At 72.2% G+C, this 21,188-nt stretch carries 17 protein-coding genes and 1 riboswitch; of the genes, 7 read left to right on the forward strand and 10 right to left on the reverse strand.

The genetic code is table 11. The features are described from left to right. Positions 1–151 precede the first annotated feature (151 nt). The 4 genes from ABTX60_RS23005 to ABTX60_RS23020 form a co-directional block, all read right to left on the reverse strand. Positions 152–1,069, reverse strand: coding sequence for an ABC transporter permease (locus ABTX60_RS23005; protein WP_352098878.1), 918 nt, complete (start codon positions 1,067–1,069; stop codon positions 152–154). Continuing rightward, on the reverse strand, positions 1,056–2,078 hold the full coding sequence (locus ABTX60_RS23010) for an ABC transporter ATP-binding protein (RefSeq protein ID WP_352098879.1): 1,023 nt from the start codon (positions 2,076–2,078) through the stop codon (positions 1,056–1,058). The genes ABTX60_RS23005 and ABTX60_RS23010 overlap by 14 nt, the downstream gene beginning before the upstream one ends. A 41-nt stretch (positions 2,079–2,119) precedes the next feature. Continuing rightward, positions 2,120–3,382, reverse strand: coding sequence for a LolA family protein (locus tag ABTX60_RS23015; RefSeq protein WP_352098880.1), 1,263 nt, complete (start codon positions 3,380–3,382; stop codon positions 2,120–2,122). 244 nt (positions 3,383–3,626) lie between these two features. Beyond that, positions 3,627–4,637 (reverse strand): polyprenyl synthetase family protein, encoded by a 1,011-nt coding sequence (locus tag ABTX60_RS23020; RefSeq protein WP_352098881.1) that lies wholly within the window; start codon positions 4,635–4,637, stop codon positions 3,627–3,629. A 509-nt stretch (positions 4,638–5,146) separates the two neighbouring features. Beyond that, positions 5,147–5,316, forward strand: a riboswitch (cyclic di-AMP (ydaO/yuaA leader). A 3-nt stretch (positions 5,317–5,319) separates the two neighbouring features. Between ABTX60_RS23020 and ABTX60_RS23025 the strand changes: the two genes are divergently transcribed. Further along, positions 5,320–6,093 (forward strand): transglycosylase SLT domain-containing protein, encoded by a 774-nt coding sequence (locus ABTX60_RS23025; RefSeq protein WP_352098882.1) that lies wholly within the window; start codon positions 5,320–5,322, stop codon positions 6,091–6,093. Here ABTX60_RS23025 and ABTX60_RS23030 read toward each other — a convergent pair. After that, positions 6,057–6,905, reverse strand: a complete 849-nt coding sequence (locus ABTX60_RS23030) for an HAD family hydrolase (RefSeq protein WP_352098883.1) — start codon at positions 6,903–6,905, stop codon at positions 6,057–6,059. The genes ABTX60_RS23025 and ABTX60_RS23030 overlap by 37 nt on opposite strands. Positions 6,906–7,091: 186 nt before the next feature. Between ABTX60_RS23030 and ABTX60_RS23035 the strand changes: the two genes are divergently transcribed. The 3 genes from ABTX60_RS23035 to ABTX60_RS23045 all read left to right on the forward strand — a co-directional run bounded on the left by ABTX60_RS23035 (position 7,092) and on the right by ABTX60_RS23045 (position 10,353). Continuing rightward, entirely contained in the window at positions 7,092–8,162 is a 1,071-nt protein-coding gene (locus tag ABTX60_RS23035) for a GNAT family N-acetyltransferase (protein WP_502992375.1), read from the forward strand. Positions 8,163–8,182: 20 nt separating this feature from the next. Beyond that, positions 8,183–9,484: a glycosyltransferase family 2 protein gene (locus ABTX60_RS23040; RefSeq protein WP_352098885.1), complete on the forward strand. Its 1,302-nt coding sequence runs from the start codon at positions 8,183–8,185 to the stop codon at positions 9,482–9,484. Between the two features lie 113 nt (positions 9,485–9,597). Next, a complete protein-coding gene (locus ABTX60_RS23045) occupies positions 9,598–10,353 on the forward strand; it encodes a polysaccharide deacetylase family protein (protein WP_352098886.1) in 756 nt (251 codons plus the stop codon). A gap of 12 nt (positions 10,354–10,365) precedes the next feature. Here ABTX60_RS23045 and ABTX60_RS23050 read toward each other — a convergent pair whose 3' ends face one another. From ABTX60_RS23050 to ABTX60_RS23070, 5 genes are all read right to left on the reverse strand, one after another. Beyond that, the gene (locus tag ABTX60_RS23050) at positions 10,366–11,532 is read right to left on the reverse strand and encodes a glycoside hydrolase family 26 protein (protein ID WP_352098887.1); all 1,167 of its coding nucleotides are present in this window, start codon (positions 11,530–11,532) and stop codon (positions 10,366–10,368) included. Further along, positions 11,529–11,969, reverse strand: coding sequence for a hypothetical protein (locus ABTX60_RS23055; RefSeq protein ID WP_352098888.1), 441 nt, complete (start codon positions 11,967–11,969; stop codon positions 11,529–11,531). Before ABTX60_RS23055 ends, ABTX60_RS23050 begins: the two co-directional genes overlap by 4 nt. Then, positions 11,966–13,783 (reverse strand): glycosyltransferase, encoded by a 1,818-nt coding sequence (locus ABTX60_RS23060; RefSeq protein ID WP_352098889.1) that lies wholly within the window; start codon positions 13,781–13,783, stop codon positions 11,966–11,968. Before ABTX60_RS23060 ends, ABTX60_RS23055 begins: the two co-directional genes overlap by 4 nt. A gap of 261 nt (positions 13,784–14,044) precedes the next feature. Further along, positions 14,045–16,312 carry a lipopolysaccharide biosynthesis protein gene (locus ABTX60_RS23065; RefSeq protein WP_352098890.1) on the reverse strand — a complete coding sequence of 756 codons (2,268 nt, stop codon included), beginning with the start codon at positions 16,310–16,312 and terminating at the stop codon, positions 14,045–14,047. Then, complete coding sequence (locus ABTX60_RS23070) at positions 16,305–17,564, reverse strand: DegT/DnrJ/EryC1/StrS family aminotransferase (RefSeq protein WP_352098891.1); 1,260 nt, start codon at positions 17,562–17,564, stop codon at positions 16,305–16,307. The genes ABTX60_RS23065 and ABTX60_RS23070 overlap by 8 nt, the downstream gene beginning before the upstream one ends. A gap of 310 nt (positions 17,565–17,874) precedes the next feature. Between ABTX60_RS23070 and fahA the strand changes: the two genes are divergently transcribed. From fahA to ABTX60_RS23085, 3 genes are all read left to right on the forward strand, one after another. Beyond that, complete coding sequence (gene fahA, locus ABTX60_RS23075; RefSeq protein WP_352098892.1) at positions 17,875–19,086, forward strand: fumarylacetoacetase; 1,212 nt, start codon at positions 17,875–17,877, stop codon at positions 19,084–19,086. 230 nt (positions 19,087–19,316) lie between these two features. After that, complete coding sequence (locus tag ABTX60_RS23080) at positions 19,317–20,255, forward strand: M56 family metallopeptidase (RefSeq protein WP_352099034.1); 939 nt, start codon at positions 19,317–19,319, stop codon at positions 20,253–20,255. Positions 20,256–20,395: 140 nt separating this feature from the next. Continuing rightward, positions 20,396–21,184 (forward strand): GntR family transcriptional regulator, encoded by a 789-nt coding sequence (locus tag ABTX60_RS23085; protein WP_352098893.1) that lies wholly within the window; start codon positions 20,396–20,398, stop codon positions 21,182–21,184. The last annotated feature ends 4 nt before the right edge of the window (positions 21,185–21,188 follow it).

Raw genomic sequence — 21,188 nt, forward strand, 5'->3', positions numbered from 1 at the left:
ACCAGCAACCGCCTGCCGTGAACGGTCAGCCGGGCATTACGGTGGAACACGAAGGCCTCCGTGCGGTGAAGATTCGACACCTCCACCACACACGGAGGCCTTCGCCATGATCAAGCCCGGCCAGTGTCAACAACGCTCGTGATCAATACACCTAGGCGGTGATGTCCTTCGCCGTGAAGCGCGCCCACGCCGCCGACCCGAACACCGCCGCGTACAGGGCCTGCAGGCCGAGGTTCTTCGCCAGGTCGTCCCAGTAGACCGGCTCGCGCATGAGGTCGGCGAAGGACAGCCAGTAGTGGGAGAAGAAGTACGGCTGGAGGGCGTGCAGTTGCGGGATCTGGTCCAGGATCTGGACCGTGATCAGCAGGCCGACCGTGGTCGCCATCGCCGCGATGCCGCTGCCCGTCAGCGTCGAGACGAACAGACCGAGCGCGGCGACCCCGATCAGTGACGCGGCGACGGCCAGGGCGATCAACAGGGCTCTGCCCAGGCCCTCGGCGAGGCTGAGCTGCGTACCGGAGATGGTCGTCAGGTCCCCGAGCGGGAAGAGCAGCGCACCGACCGTCAGCGCCGAGACGGCGACCACGAGCGTGGCGGCCAGGCAGAAGAGGACGACCGTCGCGTACTTGGTGAGCAGCAGGCGGGTGCGCCCGGCCGGGGCGACCAGGAGATACCGCAACGTGCCGGAGTTGGCCTCACCGGCGATCGCGTCGCCCGCGACGACCCCGACCGCCATGGGCAGGAAGAACGGGAGCGTGGCGGCCAGGGCGGTGAAGACGAGGAACAGGCCGTTGTTGGTGATCTGCGCGATGAAGGCGGGTCCGCCGCCCCCGCCTCCGGGGCCGGCCGAGGAACCGTCGCCGGTCTCGATCTTCACCGCGATGCCCACGAGGACGGGGACGGCCGCCAACACCGCGAGGAGGGCCAACGTGCGCCAGCGGCGGAACGTGGTGAGCAGTTCGTTGCGAAGGAGGGTGGCACGGAAGGCCGTACGGCGAGTGCGGACCGTCTCTGGGCGGTCGCGCGGTTCCCCGCGCCCCTGAGGGGCGCTCGGCTCAGCCCGCGACATCGAATCCCTCCCCGGTCAGCGCCACGAACGCGTCCTCCAGCGAGGCCCGTTCGACCGTGAAGCCGCGTACCCGGATCCCGGCCGTCACCAGCGCGGCGTTGACCTCGGCGAGGTCGCGGTCCGGTGGTTCGCCGGTGACCCGGTCGTCGGCGACGACGACATCGCCGACGCCCTGCTCCTTCAGCACCCGGGCCGCCTCCACCGGATCCGGAGTGGTCACCACCAGCCGGCCGCGTGCGCCGGCGGACAGCTGGGCGACCGGGCCCTGCGTGATCAGGCGGCCCTGCGCCATCACCGCCGCGTGCGTGCAGACCTGCTCGATCTCGTCGAGGAGGTGGGAGGAGAGGAAGACGGTCGTGCCGTCCGAGGCCAGTTCCCGGACGAGGGTGCGGATCTCGCGCATGCCCTGCGGGTCGAGGCCGTTGGTGGGCTCGTCGAGGACGAGCAGCCGGCGTGGCTGGAGCAGTGCGGCCGCGAGGCCCAGACGCTGTTTCATGCCCAGGGAGTACGCCTTGGCCTTCTTGCCCGCGGCGGCCGCCAGGCCCACCCGGTCCAGTGCGGCGGCGACCCGGGCCCGCCGGGTGCGGGGATCGGCGACCGGGTCGGCGCTGTCGTAGCGGAGGAGGTTGTCGCGGCCGGAGAGGAAGCCGTAGAGGGCCGGGCCCTCGATGAGGGCGCCGACGTGCGGCAGCACGGCGCGGGTGGCCCGGGGCATGGGCTGCCCGAGCACCCGGGCCGTGCCGGAGGTGGGCTCGATGAGGCCCATCAGCATGCGGATGGTGGTGGTCTTGCCGGAGCCGTTGGGACCGAGGAAGCCGAAGACGCTGCCCGCCGGGACGGTCAGGTCGAGACCGTCGACGGCGAGCTGTCCGCCGCGGTAGCGCTTGGTGAGCGCGCGGGTGGCGATGGCGGGTTCCGCGCGCTCGTCCCGCGCTTCCCCGTGCTCCGGTTCCCCGGCCCCGTCCCGCGCCTCCCGCTGCTCCGGTTCCCCGGCGGACACCTCGCCCATCGGCTTCCTCGTTCTCTCGACGTCCCGCACGCCCACGGGACCTACTTGGCGGCGTCGGCCGCCTTCACGAGCGCGTCCTTGGTGACCAGGCCCGCGTAGACCTTGCCGTCGTCGGTGACGAGGGCGTTGACCAGACGGGTCGAGAAGACCGTGCCCGAGCCGAACTTGCCGTGGACCTTGTCGCCGAGCGAGTCGATGAAGCCGCCGAGCTGGCCGCCGGCCTTGCCGGAGGGCACGCCCTCGCCGCCGGTGTCGAAGGTGGCTATGGCGGTCCAGCCCTCGCCGATGGTCTTCATGCCGTCATGACCGCCGAGGCCCTGGCCGAAGTCCTTCCCGGCCTTCGGGGCGTGGCCCGGCGCCTCACCCAGGTCGAAGGGCTTGCCCGGGGCCTTGCGCGGAGCCTCGCCCGCGGCCTTGCCAGCGTCCTTCTCCTCGGTGACCTTCGCCCCCTTGGGCGGCGTGAAGTCGAACGTCGAGGCGGCCGGCGCGGCGAAACCGACCTTCGTGAAGCCGGCGTCGACGACGGCCGCGCCGCCGCTCGCCGGGGTGAGCGTGAACTTCAGCGGCATGCCGGTCTTCGCGTCCACGGCGACGGTGATCGCGCCGACCGTCGAGCCGGACTGCTTCGGCTTCACGACCAGCTTGTAGGCATCCCGGCCGGCGACCTGGGCGGTGCCGTCCACGGTCACGGACGTCGTGCCGTCGACCGCCTTCAGCGCCTCCTCGGCGAAGTCCTTCGGCGTGGCCGGCGGCTGCTGGTCCTTGCCGCGCTCCGGGCTCTCGGAGGCGGTGCCGTGGTAGACCTCGTTGGACTTGCTGTCGTAGCCCCAGACGTCCTTGCCGTTGTGGATGACGCTGTACTCGGCGGCGTTCTCCAGCAGCGACAGCTTCTGCTTGTCCGGGCCGTCGGCGGCGACGCGCAGGGTGTGCGTGCCGGAGGCCAGTTCGGTGAGCTTGGCCGACGGGTCGGCGGAGGAGCCGCCCTCGCCGTTGCCCGCCGCGCCGGACATCAGGCCCGACTCCAGGCCGCCGAGGTCCGGCAGGCCGAGGTCCGTGCTGATCTTCACCGTGCCGGACAGCTGCTGGACGTCCGACTTCGCGATCTTCTCGATGAGCTGCTGTGCGGTGATCTTCGGGAGGTCGGGGTCACCGGAGTCGGCGAGTGCGGGGACCAGCCCGATCGTCGCGGCGGCCACCCCCACCACCGTGACCGGGACGATGTACCGCGCGGCTTTGCGCCGCCCGGAGCGCTGCTCGTCGACCTCTCCGGCGGTCGTGCTGTCGTCGGATGCGTACGGTGCCATGTGTGCCCTACCTCCATGGTCGGCGGCGGCTGTCCGTGTCGTCCACGCACTCGTCCCTGAGCCGCCATTCTCACCCGAACAGGTGAGGAGTGGTGTTTTCCGTGGTCACCATCTGACCAAATCGGCCAGGGAGATACGTCAGACCCCGGGCTCAACTCCGCGTACTGCTGGGGTATGACACGGGAGGGCGGCTTCTCCCCCGACCCGTAGGGGTCGTAGGGCCCGGGTCGCCGGGAGGGACGGGCTAGCCGGCCCGGTGCACCACCGCGTCGCACAGCTCCTGGAGCGCCGTCTTCGCGGTGCACTCGGGCAGCGGCGCCAGCGCCGAACGGGCGTCCTGGGCGTAGCGGACGGTGTCCCGCCGGGCCTGCTCCAGCGCCGGGTGGGCGCGCAGCAGGCGAAGGGCCTCGGTGTGCCGGTCGTCGTCGGTGAGGTCGGAGTCGAGCAGCTCGCACAGGGCGATGTCCTCGGCGAGCCCGAGCCGGGCCGCGCGCTCACGCAGCCGGAGCACCGGCAGGGTGGGGATGCCCTCGCGCAGGTCGGTGCCGGGGGTCTTGCCGGACTCGTGGGAGTCGGAGGCGATGTCGAGGACGTCGTCCGCGAGCTGGAAGGCGACGCCGAGCCGCTCGCCGTACTGGGTCAGCACGTCCACGACGGTCTCGTCGGCGCCGGACATCATCGCGCCGAACCGGCACGACACCGCGATGAGCGAACCGGTCTTGCCGCCCAGCACGTCCAGGTAGTGCTCGATGGGGTCGCGGCCGTCCTGCGGTCCGGCCGTCTCCAGGATCTGGCCGGTCACCAGACGCTCGAACGCCTCGGCCTGCACCCGGACGGCCTCCGGGCCGAGGTCGGCCAGGATGTGCGAGGCCCGGGCGAAGAGGAAGTCGCCGGTGAGGACCGCGACGGAGTTGCCCCAGCGGGTGTTCGCACTCGCGACACCGCGGCGCACGGCGGCCTCGTCCATGACGTCGTCGTGGTAGAGCGTGGCGAGGTGGGTCAGCTCCACGACGACGGCCGACGGCACGATCCCGGGCGCGTGGTGGTCACCGAACCGGGCGGAGAGCATCACGAGCAGCGGGCGGAACCGCTTGCCGCCGGCCCGCACAAGATGCTGGGCGGCCTCCGTGATGAAGGGCACGTCACTCTTGGTGGCCTCGAGCAAGCCTTCCTCGACAGCCGTCAATCCGGCCTGGACGTCGGCTTCCAGAGCCTGGTCCCGCACGCTCAGCCCGAACGGCCCGACGTCGGTCACGAGGGGTCTCCTGTCTGCTGTGTCTGCCGGTGATTACGCGGATTGTCGATAGGTCGCTGCCCTCACTCGAGTCAGCGTATCCGGTCACGTTTCGATCACCGCCAGCGCCCGTGGTTACAGGCCGGGTGGTATCCGATCACGACCGCTATGTTTTCGATCAACCTATAAGAACAGATATTTATCGACTTACCCAGGGGTAGCGAGATATGCACGATTTGCCGCGATGAGTCGATGAATTCCCCTTGGCGGAAATTGCCCCACAGGCTCGTGATCAGTGAGTTGAATCACTTCTTCCCCATTTCCGCCCCGACTCCACACCGGCCCCTACCGCCTTCCCCCGAAAGCCAGTTGAGCCTTGGCTCAAGCAAAGGATCAAGCCGCCCAAACGCCCCCGACCAAGGTCAACCGCGCAATGTGTGACTGAGGTGCTTGTTCCCGACATGTGCTCTCGCATACGTTCCGGCCCTGTCCGGCGGACGCCTAATCCTGCCGCCGCCCGGACTCCCCACATAACCGACTCACTCACGCGTGGCAGGAGCGGGGGACCCAGGTAAGTCGCCGGTCCGCACAGCGGCACGGCTCGGGGTGAAGCCGCGTACGGCACACGGTGCCGTACGCGGCCGGGCACCTCCCGGCCCGAACCCGACAGCTCACCTCGCAGGCGCCGGAGAGGAACATCACCATGGCCGGACGAGGCAAGCACCGTCGCCCCAGAACCAACCCGCTGACCCGAGGCATCGTCGCCGTCGGCACCGGTGGAGCCGCACTCACCCTTCCGCTCCTCGGAGCCACGCACGCGAGCGCCGAACCCCAGAGCGCCCCCGCCGCACAGTCCGTGCCGCAGGCGGCCAAGCCCTCCAAGTCCCTCACGTACACCGTGACCAAGGGCGACTCGCTCGCCCGCATCGCGGACAAGTACGACGTCCGGGGCGGCTGGAAGCAGCTCTACAAGGACAACCGCGCCGCCGTCGGCGACAACCCGAAGCTGATCCACCCGGGTCTGAAGCTCAAGGTGAAGACCACCAAGTCGGTCGCGCCGAAGAAGACGGCGACCCAGTCGTCCGCCCCCGCCAAGCCGGCCGCGAAGCCCGCCGGCGGTGTCGCCCAGGCCACCCAGGCGTCCGCGAAGACCTACGCGGACAACCTCGACGGGTGGATCCGCGAGTCGCTGGACATCATGGCGCAGCAGGGCATCCCGGGCTCCTACGACGGCATCTACCGCAACATCATGCGCGAGTCGTCCGGCAACCCCCAGGCGATCAACAACTGGGACTCGAACGCCGCCGCGGGCACCCCGTCCAAGGGCCTGCTCCAGGTGATCGACCCGACGTTCGCCGCCTACCACGTGCCCGGCACCTCCTTCGACCCGTACGACCCGGTCGCCAACATCACGGCGGCCTGCAACTACGCGGCCGACCGCTACGGCTCGATCGACAACGTCAACGGCCCGTACTGAGCCGACCCGCCCAGCAGTCGCTCGAGGACGACGGCGATGCCGTCGTCCTCGTTCGACAGGGTGACCTCGTCGGCCACGGCCTTCAGTTCGGGGTGGGCGTTGGCCATCGCGACGCCGTGACCGGCCCAGTCGAACATCGGGATGTCGTTGGGCATGTCGCCGAAGGCGATGGTGTCCGCCGGCCGCAGCCCCAGGTGCTCGGCGGCCAGCGCCAGGCCCGTCGCCTTGGTGACCCCGCACGGCTGGAGCTCCACCGTGCCGGGCCCCGACATCGTCACCGTCGCCAGCGAGCCGACCACCGAGCGGGCCGTCGCCGCCAACTCGTCGTCCGTCAGGAAGGGGTGCCGCAGCAGCACCTTGCTGATGGGCTCGCCCCACAGCTGCTCGCGCCGCTCGACCCGGACCGCGGGCAGGGTCGGATGCGGCATCAGATAGCCCGGCTCGATCAGGGTGAGCCCGTCCACCCCGTCCTGGTCCACGGCCGCGTAGACCTGCCCCACCTCGGCCTCGATCTTGCCGAGGGCGGTCTCCGCCAGCTCCCGGTCCAGGGTGATGGACCACAGCAGCCGCTCCGCACCGGCGTCGTACACCTGCGCGCCCTGCCCGCACACCGCGAGCCCCGTGCAGCCGAGGTCGTCCAGGAGCGGCCGCACTCTCGGCGCCGGCCGCCCCGTCACCACGAGGTGCTGGGCACCGGCGTCCGCCACCCGCGCGAGCGCGGCGAGGGACCGGTCGGACAGGGTGTCGTCGCCGCGCAGCAGCGTCCCGTCCAGATCGGTGGCGATGAGTGAATATGCGATGGGTGCGGCCATGATCAGAGAATACGGACAGCGCGCCCCTTCGTTTCATCGGACGGCGCACGCCGATTGCCCGGTTGAAGGCCTCTGCACCAGTTGGCAACAACATGCTCCGCTACCTACCCGTGGGGCCGCATAGAGCGGTACCTTCCAAGTGTCCAGGGGGGACTTGATCGGGGGGTCGGGTTGAGCAGTGGGCGCATTCGTGTGGCTGGGCCCGGGGAGCTCGGTGAAGGGGAGAGGGAGCGCTGGCGTGCGCTGCGCGCCGCCTCGGACGCACCGCGCAACCCTTTCATGGAGCCGGAGTTCACCGAAGCCGTCGGCCTGTTCAGGCCGGGGGCCCGGATCGCGGTGGTGTACGAAGGTCCGGAGCCGTCCGGCTTCCTGCCCTATGAGCGGGGCCCGTTGGGACAGGGCCGGGCGATCGGGCTCGGTGTCTCGGACGCGCAGGGCGCGATCCTGCGGCCCGGCCTGGACGTGGAGACGGGCGAACTCCTGAAGGCCTGCTCGGTGTCGAGCTTCGCCTTCGACAATCTGGAGGCCGAGCAGCGGCTGTTCGTCCGGTACGCGGCCGAGGAGCACGCCACCTACGTCGTCGACGTGGAGAAGGGCTACGAGACGTACGAGTCGGTGCTGCGCGCGCAGTCGCCGAAGTTCCTGAAGACGACCCTGGCCAAGGAGCGCAGGCTCGGCCGGCAGGCCGGTGAGCTGCGGTTCGTGTTCGACGAACGCGACCCGGCCGCGCTGCGCACGCTCATGGAGTGGAAGTCCGCGCAGTACCGCAGGACCGGCCGCCGGGACCGGTTCGCCCAGGAGTGGATCACGCGGCTCGTCGGGCAGCTGGCCCGGACCCGGGCGCCGGAGTGCAGCGGCACGCTGTCCGTGCTGTACGCCGGTGAGCGGCCCGTCGCCGCACACTTCGGACTGCGTTCGGCCTCCGTGCTGGCCTGCTGGTTCCCGGCCTACGACCCGGAGTTCGCGAAGTTCTCGCCGGGTCTGGTGCTGCACCTGCGCATGGCCGAGGCGGCGGCCGCCGCCGGTGTCGCCATGCTCGACCTGGGGCGGGGCGCGGCCGAGTACAAGGACGCGCTGAAGACGGGCGAACTGCCCGTGTACGAGGGCGCGGTGACCCGTCCGGGGGTGGGCGCGGCGCTGCACTGGCTGAGCCGCGAACCGGCACGCCGCGCGCACAGCTTCGTCCGCGGCAGGCCGCAGCTCGCGTCGCTGGCCACGCGGACGCTCAAGGGCGCGGCTCGGCTGCGCCGTACCTGACACACGAGGGGGGTGGGCGCATGGCCCGTTCGGTGCGTGCGCAGGAGGAGATACGGCGGTTCCTGGACATCGGGGCGGTGCAGGTCGCCGAGCTGGACCTCGACGGTGACGAGGCGGTGCTCAGACCCGGCCCGGGGAGTCCGCCCGTGACGCACGGAGAGGTGTTCGTGCTGGTCAGGAGAGGCGGACGGCCCGTGGGGACGCTGCTCGGGCAGGTGCCGGAGGGGGTGGATCCGAAGACCGTGCTGGCGGAACGGGCCCGGATGGAATGCGGGCCCGCCGGCCTCGGCGAACCCGGGGAGCCGCCCTTCACGAGCGTCGTCGTCGCGACCCGGGAGCGGGCCGGGCAACTGGCCCGGGCGCTGGACTCGCTGCTGGCGCAGGAGCATCCGCGGTTCGAGATCGTCGTCGTGGACAACGCGCCCGTCACGAGCGAGACGCGGGAGCTGGTCGAGCGGAAGTACGCCGAGCGGGTGCGGTACGTCTGTGAGCCCGTCCCGGGGCTCGCAGCCGCCCACAACGCCGGGCTGGACCGCGTGCGCGGCGAGGTGGTCGCCTTCACCGACGACGACGTGGTCGCCGACCCGCGCTGGCTGACCGAGCTGACCGCGCCCTTCGCCGCCGACCCGGGGCTCGGGTGCAGCACCGGGCTGATCCTGCCGGCGCGGCTGACCACCCCGGCCCAGGTGCTGCTGGAGAGCCACGGCGGCTTCGCGAAAGGCTTCACTCCAAGGACGTACGACCCGGCGCACCCGCCGGGCGACGAGCCGCTGTTCCCGTTCACGGCCGGGCGGTTCGGCTCGGGCGCGAACATGGCGTTCCGCACGGCGGTGCTGCGTTCCGTCGGCGGTTTCGACCCCGCCACCGGGGCCGGGACGGCGGCCCGGGGCGGCGACGACCTCTACGGCTTCGTGCGCGTCCTGGCCCAGGGACACCGGCTGCGCTACACGCCGTACGCCCTGGTGTGGCACCACCACCGGGAGACCTGGCGGGACCTGGAGACCCAGGCGTACGGCTACGGCGCCGGGCTCACCGCGTACCTCACCGCGGTGCTCGTGAACCGGCCGGCGCTGCTGCCGGCGTTTCTCGCGCGGCTGCCCCGCGGCCTCGCCCACGCCCGCACGCTGACGGCGGTACGCGCGACGGACGGGGCGGACGGCGCCGGCACGCCGGGCGACCACGACGCCCGCACGCACCCCTGGCCGCGGCGGCTGTCGCGGCTGCAGCGCAGGGGGATGCTGTACGGGCCGGCCGGCTATCTGAAGGCACGGCGTGCGCTGCGCGCGGCTGCTCGGGAGAAGACGGTTCGGGGGGCGAGATGAGGACGGACGGCAGAGGCAGGGCCGAGCGGGGTGCGCGGGAGGGTGAGGGGCCGATCGGCCCGCCGCATGCCGAAGGAACTCCCGCCATTCCCGTCTTCCTGTACCACTCCGTGATGGACGATCCGCCGGACTGGATCGCCGAGTTCACCGTCACGCCGAAGCAGTTCGCCGCGCATCTCGACGCCGTCGTCCGCAGCGGTCGTACGCCCGTCACGATCAGCGCGGTCGCCGATCACCTGGCCGGTCGGGCGCCGCTGCCGCCCCGGCCGGTGCTGCTCACCTTCGACGACGGCTTCGCCGACCTGCCGGGACCCACCGCCGAGGCCCTGGCCGCACGGACGCTGCCCGCCACCGCCTACCTGACCACCGGCGCCATCGCCCCGGGCGGTCGCAGTCTGCTGCCGCCCGCGCCGATGATGAGCCTGGCCGGCGTGGCGGAGCTGGAACGTTCCGGCATGGAGATCGGCAGCCACACCGTGACGCACGCGCAGCTCGACACCCTGTCGGCCAAGGGTCTGGCCTACGAACTGCGCACCTCCAAGGCCGTGCTGGAGGACGCCCTCGGGCACGAGATCCGGCACCTCGCCTACCCGCACGGCTACAACAGCCCCCGGGTACGGGCCATGTCGGCCCGGGCCGGCTACGAGACGGCGACGGCCGTGCGGCACGCGCTCAGCTCCGACCGTGACGAGCGGTACCGCATCGCCCGGCTCATCGTCCGGCGCACCCATACCGTCGCCGATGTCGAGAGCTGGCTCGCCGGGGCCGGCGCGCGGGTCGCGCCGTACCGGGACGGGCCGAAGACGATCGCGTGGCGCTGGTACCGGCGGGCCCGTGCGGTGCTGCACGGGCCCGAGTTCGCGGGCTGACCTCGGCGGGGGCTACCGCAGCGGCTGGTTGAGGTAGGGGTCGGAGACGGCCTTGCGCAGGCTGTTCCAGGCGGGGTCGTTCGCCACCGCCAGGTCGCAGTGCGGTCCGGGGTCGCGGTAGTTCCACTGGAGGGCGGCCTTGACGCCGTCCAGGTCCTTCAGCACCCCGGGCACCTGCGCGTACCACTCGGCCTGCCGCTGCGGGCGGTTGGCGTCCGCAGCGGTGCCGAACTCGGAGAGCATCAGCGGCTTGTCGTCGGAGATGTTCGCCCGGATCCAGTCGTGCGTGGCCTTCTGGGTCTGCGCGAAGGTCAGCCAGTCCGCGTCGTGGCAGCGGTAGTAGTTGTACTGGTTGTAGCCGATCCAGTCGACGTAGTCGTCGCCCGGGTACATCTTCTCGATGTCGTCGGCGTGGTCGAGGTATCCGGTGGTGATCCACGTCCACACCACGTTGTCCACGCCCAGGGCGCGGAACCGGTCGTGGATGTGCCGGTAGGCCTTCACGTAGTCGGCGGGTGTGCCACTGGCGGGGGTGCGGGTGTCCATCTCCAGGTCGAAGGAGAGGAACACCTTCTCGCCGTAGTCCTTGATGCGCCGGGCCTGGACGTCGATGACCTTGTCGTCCAGCTCGCCGGACGCGATCTGCTTCCAGGTCGGCTGCTGCCGCTTCGTGCCGCCCCACCACTTGCTCTCCCAGGAGAGCAGCAGCAGGTGGTCCTCGCCGACGCGTTGTTCCTCCGGGGTGAGCAGCCGGCCCTCCCGCCGAGTGCCCGAGGGCAGGGACATGTCGTGGTACGTGTACACGATGTCCAGCTTCCGGCCCACGCGCTTCTCGTAGGCGCGCACCTTCTCCGGCAGGTCGTTCCGCTCGTGCGGTACGAACGCCCCGAACCAGGCGCCGCAGGGCGGCACCAGAAGGGCTGTCGGGCGGCAGTCCGCCGGCGCCCCGGCCGCTCCCTGCTCCTGCGGTCCGGAGGCGTTCCGCAGGGCGAGTACGGCGACCAGCACCGCGCTGACGACCGTGGCGGACGTGATCAGCAGTCGGCGCCGGCTCGATGTCAACGGGCCGGCGACCGGGTCGCCCGGGCGCGGATCGTCCTCGTGCGGCTTCCCGCGGTGCCGGCCTCCGGTGGCGTGCGGCGTGCGGCGAAAGGGACGGTGGGGGCGGTTGAACCTCACTGAGCGGAACCCTTCGGTGTCCTCGGTGTCGTCCCCGGCCGCGGGGAGGCGCGCAGCGGCGGACAGAACGCGGTGAGTGTGGTCAGCAGCGTCAGCGTCAGCAGCACCCGCTGCGCGCTGAAGGTGTGCGTGGCGATCAGCACGGTCGCGACGAGCATCACGGCGCCGACGCTCAGGAACAGCGTCAGCATCAGCCGCTCCAGCAGGTCGGAGTGGCGGGCGAAGTCCGGGTCCCTGCGCTCCACGGGGCCTTCGGCGGGCCGCGTCCCCAGGGCGGGGGCGCAGACTCTGACCACGGCCGCGCCCGGCCCCGCCGCCAGGAAGGCCACGACCGCGGCGCCCCGCAGCGGCGATCCGCCGGGCAGGGCGAGCGCGGCCAGCGCCAGCCAGCCGCCGAACGGGGGCAGCATCCGGACCACGAGTTCCTGCGGTGTCATCGCTCCGCTCCCCCTGCCTGCTTGAGTACGTAGAGCCATCCGGCGCTGTTCTCCGCCACGAGCCGGAACCTCGTCGATGCGGCGACGGACTTCTGGATGCGCTCCAGCTGCGCCCGGTCGAGCTGCCCGTTCATCTCGGAGTTGGCCAGCTGCCCCTGGGTGAGCAGGAAGTAGGCCCGGCCCGGACGCTCCACCCCGGCCATGTCGCGCGCGAGGGTGGCGGCGGGTCTCCTGACGATCCGGTCGACGTGGCTGCGGCCGTCGTCGAGGAACCAGTAGTGGTCGACGCTCCAGTAATCGGCGTAGGCCTCCGGGTAGTTGCGGTTGGCCGCCACGACCAGCGAGCCCTCGGGCGCCTGGTCGAAGAGCTGCCGTACGAGGGACACTTCCTGGGGCGGGAAGTAGTTGATCCGGTCCTTGCCGGAGTAGGCGGGCACGAACGCCAGGGTGGTGCCGAGCAGTGCGGCCAGCGGCACCCAGGTGCCGGTCCCCCACCGGCGGGTCCTGGCCGGGCCGGTGGCCTGCCGGTTGCCGGCCTCCCGCGCGGCGGCGTCGGCGGCCAGGGTGCGGACTTTGGGCAGCAGTGCGGCGGCGGCGAAGAAGGCGGCTCCGGGCAGCATGAAGAGCAGCACCCGGAAGATCATCTCGCTGCCGTAGCTGCTCGCCGCGAACATCGGCACCGGGGCCGCCGCGACCAGCAGCAGGGGGAAGGCGCGGTGGCGCAGCACCCGCTGGCGCAGCACTCCGACGCCGGCGAGCAGCAGGACCGAACCGGACAGCAGTCGGGCCGCCCAGGACGTCGCGATCGCTCCGGTGCCGGTCGGGGTGGCGCCGTAGCCCGTCTCGACGTTGGCGCCGACGTCGCCGATGGAGCGGATCATGTCCGGCATCGCCGCGGACAGGAAGGGCAGCGCGGCCGTGAGGCACCAGGCCAGGAAGATGACGACGGTCGTGACGACCGGGACCCAGTCGCGGTAGCGACGGCTCAGGCACAGGGCGAGCAGGCAGACGACCAGCATGCCCGGGGTGAGCTGGTGGGAGATGACGATCGCCACGATCATGACGGTGATCACCACCGTCCAGACCGCCTGCCGCGGCTGACCGCGCCGCACGGCGGACCGGCCGAAGCGCCGCAGGACGACCGCGAGCACGCCCACGTGCAGCGCGTACGCCACGGACTGGGGGGAGAAGTAGTCCTGCCCGACCCAGTTGGCGACGTAGAAGAGCCAGACCGCGGTCCAGATCAGGCGCCGGTCCTCGGTGAAGGTGCGGTAGATCAGCAGCAGCGGGAGCAGCAGCATCAGGCTGGAGACCAGGGGCCACCAGGCCATGAACATCGCCGCCGAGTCCACGCCCAGCAGCCGTTGCAGGGCGGCCTGGGCGGCGAAGAAGCCCGGCCACTGGTCGTACACCGCCATGTCGCCGACCTGATCGGCCGTCTGCAGTCCGCCGGCCGTCAGCAGATGGTCGATGACCGCCTCGTGCTTCCACGCCCAGGCGTACAGCGGGGTCGGGTAGAGCACGGCCTGGGTCGCCCGCTCCATCACCAGCAGGCCCAGCACGTACGCCGCCGACCAGGCTGCCGGGCGGCGCGCGTCGCGGACCGTGAACCAGAAGCCGGTGGTGAGCACCGCGAGCCCCGCCCAGAACGTCGGGTGCAGCGCGCTGACCAGCCCGTAGTCGTCGAGCCGCGAGACGTCGGTGTGCCGCACGGCGTAAGCCCAGAGCGCGAGCGCGACGAGCAGCGGAACGGCGGGCCGGGCCAGTGCGCTGCGTCCGGACCAGGCCGGGGGCAGGTCGGACAGGTCCGTCACGGGCTCATGGGCGGGGCTCGACGACTCCGAGGAGGAGGGGCTGGAGGACTGGCTGGCCGTCTCGGGGCCGCTGGCGGGGGTGTTCGCGCCGTCCCGTGCGGGTGTGGGTTCCGGCGCGGATCTCTCCCTCGGTGTGACTGGCGGACGCACGGTGGTTCCCCCCTGGCTGTTGCTCTCTTCGGCTCTGTGCGGCTCCGGTGGGGCCTGAGCTCGGATCGGTCTCGGCTTGAGTCTCGGCTTCGGTCTCGGCTTCGGGTGTGATCAGTCGCGGGGCCGGACGGGCGGTGGTCCGTCGGCCGTGCGGTTGGTTATGGGGCCGGTCGAGGCCGTGGTGCGGGAGCGTGCCCACGCCGACGCGGCGCGGTGGAGCAGCAGGAGCAGCGAGAGGGCGACGAGCAGGGGCGGCGCGAGGGGTGCGAGCGCGTCGCGCCACACCCAGCCGCCGACCGCGACGAGATACAGAACCCCCCAGCGCCCCTGCCACGTCAGCCGGCCGCCCGCGCTCGCGAGCAGCAGCCCCAGCGGTACGAGACACAGCAGCTGGCAGACCGGCGGCGCCCAGCGCAGCAGCGGCTCGGGCCCGTCGAGGCCCACCGCGTCCGCCAGGAAGCCGGCCGTCTTCTCGTACAACGCCCCGTCCACCGGCCGCGGTTCCCGTCCGAGGGCGACCGGTGCGGCGTACAGGGCGCACAGGACGGCGCACAGTGACGTGCCGGGCAACCACGGGTCGCGCCGGGTGCTCAGCGTGACGGCGGCGACGAACACCACGAGCAGCAGGCCGCCCGCGGTGAGGGACGGCAGGGGCAGGCCCTCCAGCAACTGGCGTCCGGACAGAGCGGCTTCGGAGGCCCGGTCGGTCCAGGGCAGGTCCCGCAGCGGAGCACAGAAGAACACGACGGCGACCCCGAGCAGGCTCCACAGGGCGCCTCGCAGCCGCCGGTCCTGCGGCTCCTGGTCCGGTTCCCCGGCCTCGTGGGGCGGTGGTTCCCTGGTCGGCCCGTCCGGCCGCACGATCAGCGCCAGCGTGTCCGCCTGCAGCGCCTCGCGCTCGTAGCCGGGCCGCCCGATGAACAGCGTGACGGTGTCCTGGTCGCCGTCCTTGGGCTGGTAGGCGGCTCGGCGGGCCCAGGTCGTGCCGTACCCGGCGGTGGCGTTGAGTTTCGCCCAGCGGGTGCCGTAGGCGGGGTCGGCCGGTGGACGGGCGGCGGGGGTGCCGTCGTCGTAACGCAGGGCCGCGCGCAGTCCGGCCATGGAGACGACGGCGATCAGCGTCATGCTCAGCAGCACCGCCCAGCCGGCGCCCGCGATCCCGGACGAGGAGAACAGCACGGCCGCACTGCCCAGCACCAGAGCGCACATGGTGCCTTGGAGCGCGGCCAGCACACCCGTGCGCCCCTGCACACGCAGTACGCCGATGTACAGCTCCACCACGACCCGGGGCAGGGCGCCGAGGGCGAGCAGCCGCAGCACGGTCGAGCCGTGCTCGGCGTAGTCCGGGCTGAAGGGCGTGAGGATCTGCGGGGCGAAGACGACGAGCACCGCTACGACCGGGACCAGCAGCAGCGTCATGCGCCGCAGGGCGCCCCGCACGCCGTCGGCGAGCTGACGCGGGTCGTGCGAGGCGTGCGCGGTGAGCGACGAGGCCATGTTGATGGCCATGAACTCCATCGTGCCGCCGACGGTGTAGGCCACGTAGAAGTAGCCGTTCTCGGCGGCGCTGAAGCGGACCGCGACCATCACCGGCAGCAGGTTGATCATCGCCAGGCTGAACAGGGCGCCCAGCGAGTCCCCGGCCAGGAAGCGGCCCATGTCCCGGATCTTCGGGGGTTCTTTGTCGCGGTCGGCGGCAGCCTGACGCGGAATGAGCCGGCGGAAGATCAGCCAGCCCAGCGGCAGGGTGGAGAAGGCGATCGCCACCGCCCAGGAGACGAAGATGCCGAGGACCGGCAGCGTGCCGGCGAAGACGACCAGGAGGGCCAGCTTCCCGACCGAGAAGACCGCGTTCCCGGCGGGCACCCACTCCGCCTTGCGCAGCCCGGTGAGCACCCCGTCCTGGAGGGTGAGCAACGCCCAGGCCACACAGGCCGCGACGAACACCGCACCGGCCATGGGCGTGCCCAGGGGCGCGTAGGACGCTCCCCACGCGTCGAGCGTGAGCAGGAAAACGGCGGCGGCGAGTGCCACGACCAGCGAACTGGCCACGTACGTGCCCCACACCAGCCGTCCGGTCTCCCGTCCCGCGCGCGGGACGAAGCGGACGACGGCGCCGATCATCGTCGTCGCCGTGATGCTGGCGAGGAGCCGCATCGCGGCGATCGCGGCCGAGCCCTGGCCGACGGCCTCCTCCGTGTAGTAGCGGGCGGCCACCAGCCAGAATCCCAGGCCCAGTACGGCGGAGACGCCGGTGCTGAGCATGAGGAAGTAGGCGTTCTTGAACAGCGAGTCGTGGGTGTGGTCGCTTTCGGCAGGCTTCGGCCCGCCGCCGTCGGTGCGCGCGGCGGCGGGCTCGTGCACCTGGATCTCAGCCACCGGACCGTCCCAGCCCTCCCGGTGCCGGCCCGTCCCCGGGCAGCTCTCCCGGCGCCGGGACCGGTCGCGCCCCGGACCGCTCCAGCACCTCGATGACCGTCCGCGCCCGCAGCGGGTCCACGGGCAGTGCGTGCCGCGCGAACCAGCGGGCCGCCTCGGGGGCCGGTGAGGGGTCGGTGAACTCCGCACCGGCGTAGTCGTCCAGAGGCGGGTCGTAGAGGTAGCCGACGACGATGCCCTGCCGCGCCAGTGCCGCGATCGCCGCGTCCCGGTCGGCCACGAACAGCGGGACCCGGAACAGCGGCTGCGCCGCCTGGCCGTCGCGCGGCTTGGCCCAGGGCGTGGACAGCAGCAGTTCGGTGCCCGCCCGGCAGGCGTCCAGCACGTCGTCCAGCCGGTCGAGCTGGTGGCCGATGCGGCGCAGCCGCAGCCGGCCGGACCGAAGGCGGTAGTCGTGCATGTCGACGCGCACCCACGGGTGGTGGGCGTCGAGCCCGGGCGTGTGGCGGGCGGCGAGGGCGAGTTCGTCCGGGCGCAGCGGCATCCGGATCTCCTCGCGGTCCGCCAGTCCCAGCAGCCGGATCGCGGCCCAGGCGGCGCGTCGCAGCCGCAGCCCCCGCACCGCGGCCTCCGCGTACGGCCGGACCAGGTAGGCGAGTTCGGCGCTCGCCCGGCGTGGCGCGAGTAGTCCCTCGCAGGTCTTCTCCACCGCCTCCCGTAACCCCGGATCGGCGAGCGAGAGCATGCCCCCGGCCTTGGCGCCGACGTGCTTGGACAGGCTGAACACGGAGGCCTCGCCCCACGCCCCGACCGGCCGGTCGCCCACCCGGCTGCCGATCGCGTGCGCCCCGTCCTCGAACAGCGGGATCCCCAGCGCGTCGCACTTCTGCCTGAGGCGCGGTGCCGGATCCGGGTTCCCGTACAGGTTCGTCGTGAGCACGGCCGACACCGAGCCCCACACCCCGTCCGGCACGGCATCGATGTCGATGGACGCGTCGAGCGGGTTCAACGGCGCCTGCACCGGGCGCAGTCCGGCCGCGAGCACGACGAAGAAGATCACGTCGTCGTTCACCGGCGACATCAGCACCCGTCCGCCGGGCGGGCACCAGTGGCGCAGCGCCACGTACAGCCCGAAACGGCACGACGGTACGTACACACATTCCCGGCCGAGCCGGACGCGCATGGTCTCTTCCAGCCGCTTGGGCTGTGCACCACGCCGTACCGAACCCGGACCGGCCTCCCCTATGGCCATCCGCCCCCCAGATGTGCCGTGGGAAAGCCCCCTCCCCGAGGCCTTCCGGCACCCGCCCAGAGTCGCCCTGTTCGCACCGCTCCGTCAAGATTGCGTCGCGTCCTGTGGATAACTTCCGGCACGTACGAATGCGGCGTCTCCTCCGGCGCGCCGGAGTCGCCCCGTCCGGTCCCACCCGCGCCCACCTGCCCCGTTCGCCCCTCTCCGCCTCCTCGGACTCTGCCCAGGACCGGCGCGTCACCCGTAACGTGTGGCATGACCACGAACACGTGGCGACGACATGGCACACCCGAAAGCGAGGCAGCACCCGATGCCCCCCTTCGATGTCCCCGAGGGCGACCCCTTCGGCCCGCACAACCTGCCGTACGGCGTGTTCTCCCTGCCCGGCTCGTCCCACCGGGCCGTGGGTGTCCGGCTCGGCGACCATGTACTGGACGCGGGCGCGGCGGCCCACGCGCTCGGTTCGCCCTACGCCTCCCTGCTCGCGCGGCCGACCCTCAATCCGCTGCTGGCCGCCGGCCGCACGGCCTGGTCGGACGTCCGCCGGGCCCTGACCGCCTGGGTGACCGTGCCCTCCCACCGCGAGACCGTCGCACCGCTGTTCCACCCCCTGTCGTCGGTGACCCTGCACCTGCCGTTCGAGGTCGCGGACTACGTCGACTTCTACGCCTCCGAGAACCACGCCCGGAACGTCGGGCAGATGTTCCGGCCCGACGCCGAGGACTCCCTCACCCCCAACTGGAAACACCTGCCCATCGGCTACCACGGCCGCTCCGGCACGGTCGTCGTCTCCGGCACCGAGGTCCAGCGGCCGTCCGGGCAGCGCAAGGCGCCCGCCGACGCCGCTCCCGTCTTCGGGCCGTCCGTCCGCCTGGACATCGAGGCCGAGGTCGGCTTCGTCGTCGGCGTGCCCTCCCGGATGGGCGCGCCGGTGGCCCTCGGTGATTTCCGCGAGCACGTGTTCGGGCTGTGCCTCCTCAACGACTGGTCCGCGCGCGACATCCAGGCCTGGGAGTACGTGCCCCTCGGGCCGTTCCTCGGCAAGTCCTTCGCCACGTCGGTGTCGGCGTGGATCACCCCGCTGGACGCCCTGGAGGAGGCCCTCGTGGCGCCTCCGGCCCGGACGCACGAGCTGCTTCCCTATCTGGACGACAGCAGCGAGGAGCCCGGCGGCTACGACCTGCGGATCAGCGTCGCCGTCAACGGTCACGTCGTCTCCGAGCCGCCCTTCTCCACCATGTACTGGACGGCCGCCCAGCAGCTGGCCCACATGACGGTCAACGGTGCCTCCCTGCGCACCGGCGACCTCTACGGCTCCGGCACGGTCAGCGGCCCTGCGGAGCGGGAACGTGGCTCCCTGCTGGAGCTGACCTGGAACGGCCGCGATCAGCTCGAACTCCCGGGCGGCAAGCGCACGTTCCTGGAGGACGGCGACGAGGTGACCCTCACGGCCTGGGCCCCGGGGCCCGACGGCGTGCGGGTGGGGCTCGGCGAGGTGACGGGGCGGGTGGTCCAAGGCTGACGCGGACCGGCAGGGAGCCGACTCTCCGGGGTGCCCGACGGTCGCCCCTCCCGTCTCCTCCGTTGTCGTTCACCCCCTGACGCACACCGCCCGGCCCGTCATACTGGGCGCGGGGCGGTGTGCCCGCACGGCCGCCACGCTCGTCGTGGTCACCGGTGCGCTCGGCGGCCGCCCTCCCCCGCACGACCCGTAGCCGCCCCTCTTGTGACGAGGAACCGGAGCCCGTGGCCATGACCGTCTGCCTGCTCCTGCTGAGTGTCGTCGCCGTGACGGCCGCCGTCCCCGTTCCCCGTGCGCTGACCCGGGCGTCCTGGCCCGAGCGGGAACCGGTGGTGGCGCTGTGGGTCTGGCAGTGCCTGGTCGCCACCGTCCTGCTGGCGTGCGTGACGGCGCTATCCCTGGGCGCCGCCGCCGTCTTCGGGACGGTCCGCGCCCAGCTCTTCGCCCCGGCACCGGCCGCGGTGACCGCGGCGTACGACCTGTCCGCCGCCCCGCCGGGGGCCGCCGCGCTCACCCTGCTGCTGGCCTGCGGCGCCGCCTGGACGACCGCGATGCTCGCGCGCGAGCTGGTCGAGGCGCGCCGGCGACGGGCCCAGGCGCGGGCCCATCTGCGGGAGCGCGCCCCCGACCTGCCGGCCGGCCTGCCCGCGGCCCGGGGCCCGCTGCTGGTCCTGGAGGACGAGTACCCGGATGCCTGGTGGATGCCCGGCCACCCGCCGCAGTTGATCGTCACCACGGGCGCCCTGCACCGACTGACCGGCCACCAGCTCGACGCGGTCCTCACCCACGAGCGGGGCCACGCCCGCGCCCGCCACGACTGGCTGCTGCACCTGTCCACGGCCCTGGCCACCGGCTTCCCCCGCATCCCGCTGTTCGCCCACTTCTGCGACCAGACCCACCGCCTGGTCGAACTGGCCGCCGACGACACGGCCTCCCGCCGCTGCGGCCACCTGACGACGGCCCTGGCCCTGATCGAGCTCAACCAGCATCGTGGCGTGCTGTCCTGCGCCTCCAGCCACCGCCTGCTGGGCGAGCGGGTCGACCGGCTCCTGGAACCGCCGCCGCGGCTGGGCCGCCGGCACCGGGCCCTGACCACCACGACGGCCGCGCTCGTGCCGCTGGTGCCCCTGCTGATCGCGTTCGCGCCGGGCCTGACGGCGCTGTCGTAGCCGCACCGGCCGGGCGGTCGGTGGCGGATCCGGTCAGGGGCCGGCCAAACGGCCAGCTCACTCGTCGGACGCGTCACATTCCAGGTGGCGCAACATTCCTGCAACACCACTTTTCCTATCGGATAGGTATGGTCCGAACCATGCCCAGTGACCGCATCCGAGACCACGCCGGACAGGGAGCCGCGACCACCGTCGCCGCCCACCGCGCGCGGCGACGGCTGCGGGCCGACCGGGCACGGCAGCTGGCGGACCTGCTCCGGCGACTGCTGCTCACCGGCGCCTTCCCCGACGGGGTCCTCCCCCACGAGTCGACCCTCGCCACCGAGTACGGCGCGAGCCGCAACACGGTCCGCGAGGCACTCGACCTGCTGCGGGCCGAGGGCCTCGTGGAGCGTCAGCCCGGTGTCGGCACCGTGGTCGTGGCCCACAAGTACCCTCACGGCCTCGACCGGCTGATGGGCCTGGCGGAAACCCTCCGCGAGCACGGCCGGGTCACCAACGAGGTCCGCACCATGGGCCCCGCCCCGGCATCCGCCCCGGTCGCCGACCGTCTCGGGCTCCCGCCCGGCACCGACGTCCTCTACATCGAACGCCTGCGCAGGCTCGGCGGACTGCCCCTGTCCCTCGACCTCACCTACATCCCCCTCGACATCGGCACCGAGCTGCTCGGCGCCGATCTGGAGAACACCGACGTCTTCCGCCTCCTGGAAGCCGTCACCGGACAGCGCCTCGGCCACGCCGAGATCACTCTGGAAGCGGTCAGCGCGGACACCCACTCGGCCGCCGTGCTCGAGGCCCCGCGCGGCGCCGCCGTCCTCATGCTGGAACGCCTCACCCACCTCGCGGACGGCCGCCCGGTCGACCTGGAGTTCATCCGTTTCCGCGGCGACCGCATCACCATGAGCGGCCTGCTGCACCGGAACCGGTAGCCAA

This window comes from Streptomyces sp. NPDC126510 (assembly GCF_040302345.1).
In the GTDB taxonomy this organism is placed as follows: Bacteria; Actinomycetota; Actinomycetes; order Streptomycetales; family Streptomycetaceae; genus Streptomyces.

What these genes read in the sequence shown, in the direction of transcription:
- ABTX60_RS23040 (WP_352098885.1), top strand. Translation starts at nt 8,183, where the DNA reads ATGGCCCGTTCGGTGCGTGCGCAGGAGGAGATACGGCGGTTCCTGGAC.
- ABTX60_RS23045 (WP_352098886.1), top strand. Translation starts at nt 9,598, where the DNA reads ATGGACGATCCGCCGGACTGGATCGCCGAGTTCACCGTCACGCCGAAG.
- ABTX60_RS23030 (WP_352098883.1), bottom strand. Translation starts at nt 6,905, where the DNA reads ATGGCCGCACCCATCGCATATTCACTCATCGCCACCGATCTGGACGGG.
- ABTX60_RS23070 (WP_352098891.1), bottom strand. Translation starts at nt 17,564, where the DNA reads ATGGCCATAGGGGAGGCCGGTCCGGGTTCGGTACGGCGTGGTGCACAG.
- ABTX60_RS23010 (WP_352098879.1), bottom strand. Translation starts at nt 2,078, where the DNA reads ATGGGCGAGGTGTCCGCCGGGGAACCGGAGCAGCGGGAGGCGCGGGAC.
- ABTX60_RS23025 (WP_352098882.1), top strand. Translation starts at nt 5,320, where the DNA reads ATGGCCGGACGAGGCAAGCACCGTCGCCCCAGAACCAACCCGCTGACC.
- fahA (WP_352098892.1), top strand. Translation starts at nt 17,875, where the DNA reads ATGCCCCCCTTCGATGTCCCCGAGGGCGACCCCTTCGGCCCGCACAAC.
- ABTX60_RS23085 (WP_352098893.1), top strand. Translation starts at nt 20,396, where the DNA reads ATGCCCAGTGACCGCATCCGAGACCACGCCGGACAGGGAGCCGCGACC.
- ABTX60_RS23015 (WP_352098880.1), bottom strand. Translation starts at nt 3,382, where the DNA reads ATGGCACCGTACGCATCCGACGACAGCACGACCGCCGGAGAGGTCGAC.
- ABTX60_RS23080 (WP_352099034.1), top strand. Translation starts at nt 19,317, where the DNA reads ATGACCGTCTGCCTGCTCCTGCTGAGTGTCGTCGCCGTGACGGCCGCC.
- ABTX60_RS23055 (WP_352098888.1), bottom strand. Translation starts at nt 11,969, where the DNA reads ATGACACCGCAGGAACTCGTGGTCCGGATGCTGCCCCCGTTCGGCGGC.
- ABTX60_RS23005 (WP_352098878.1), bottom strand. Translation starts at nt 1,069, where the DNA reads ATGTCGCGGGCTGAGCCGAGCGCCCCTCAGGGGCGCGGGGAACCGCGC.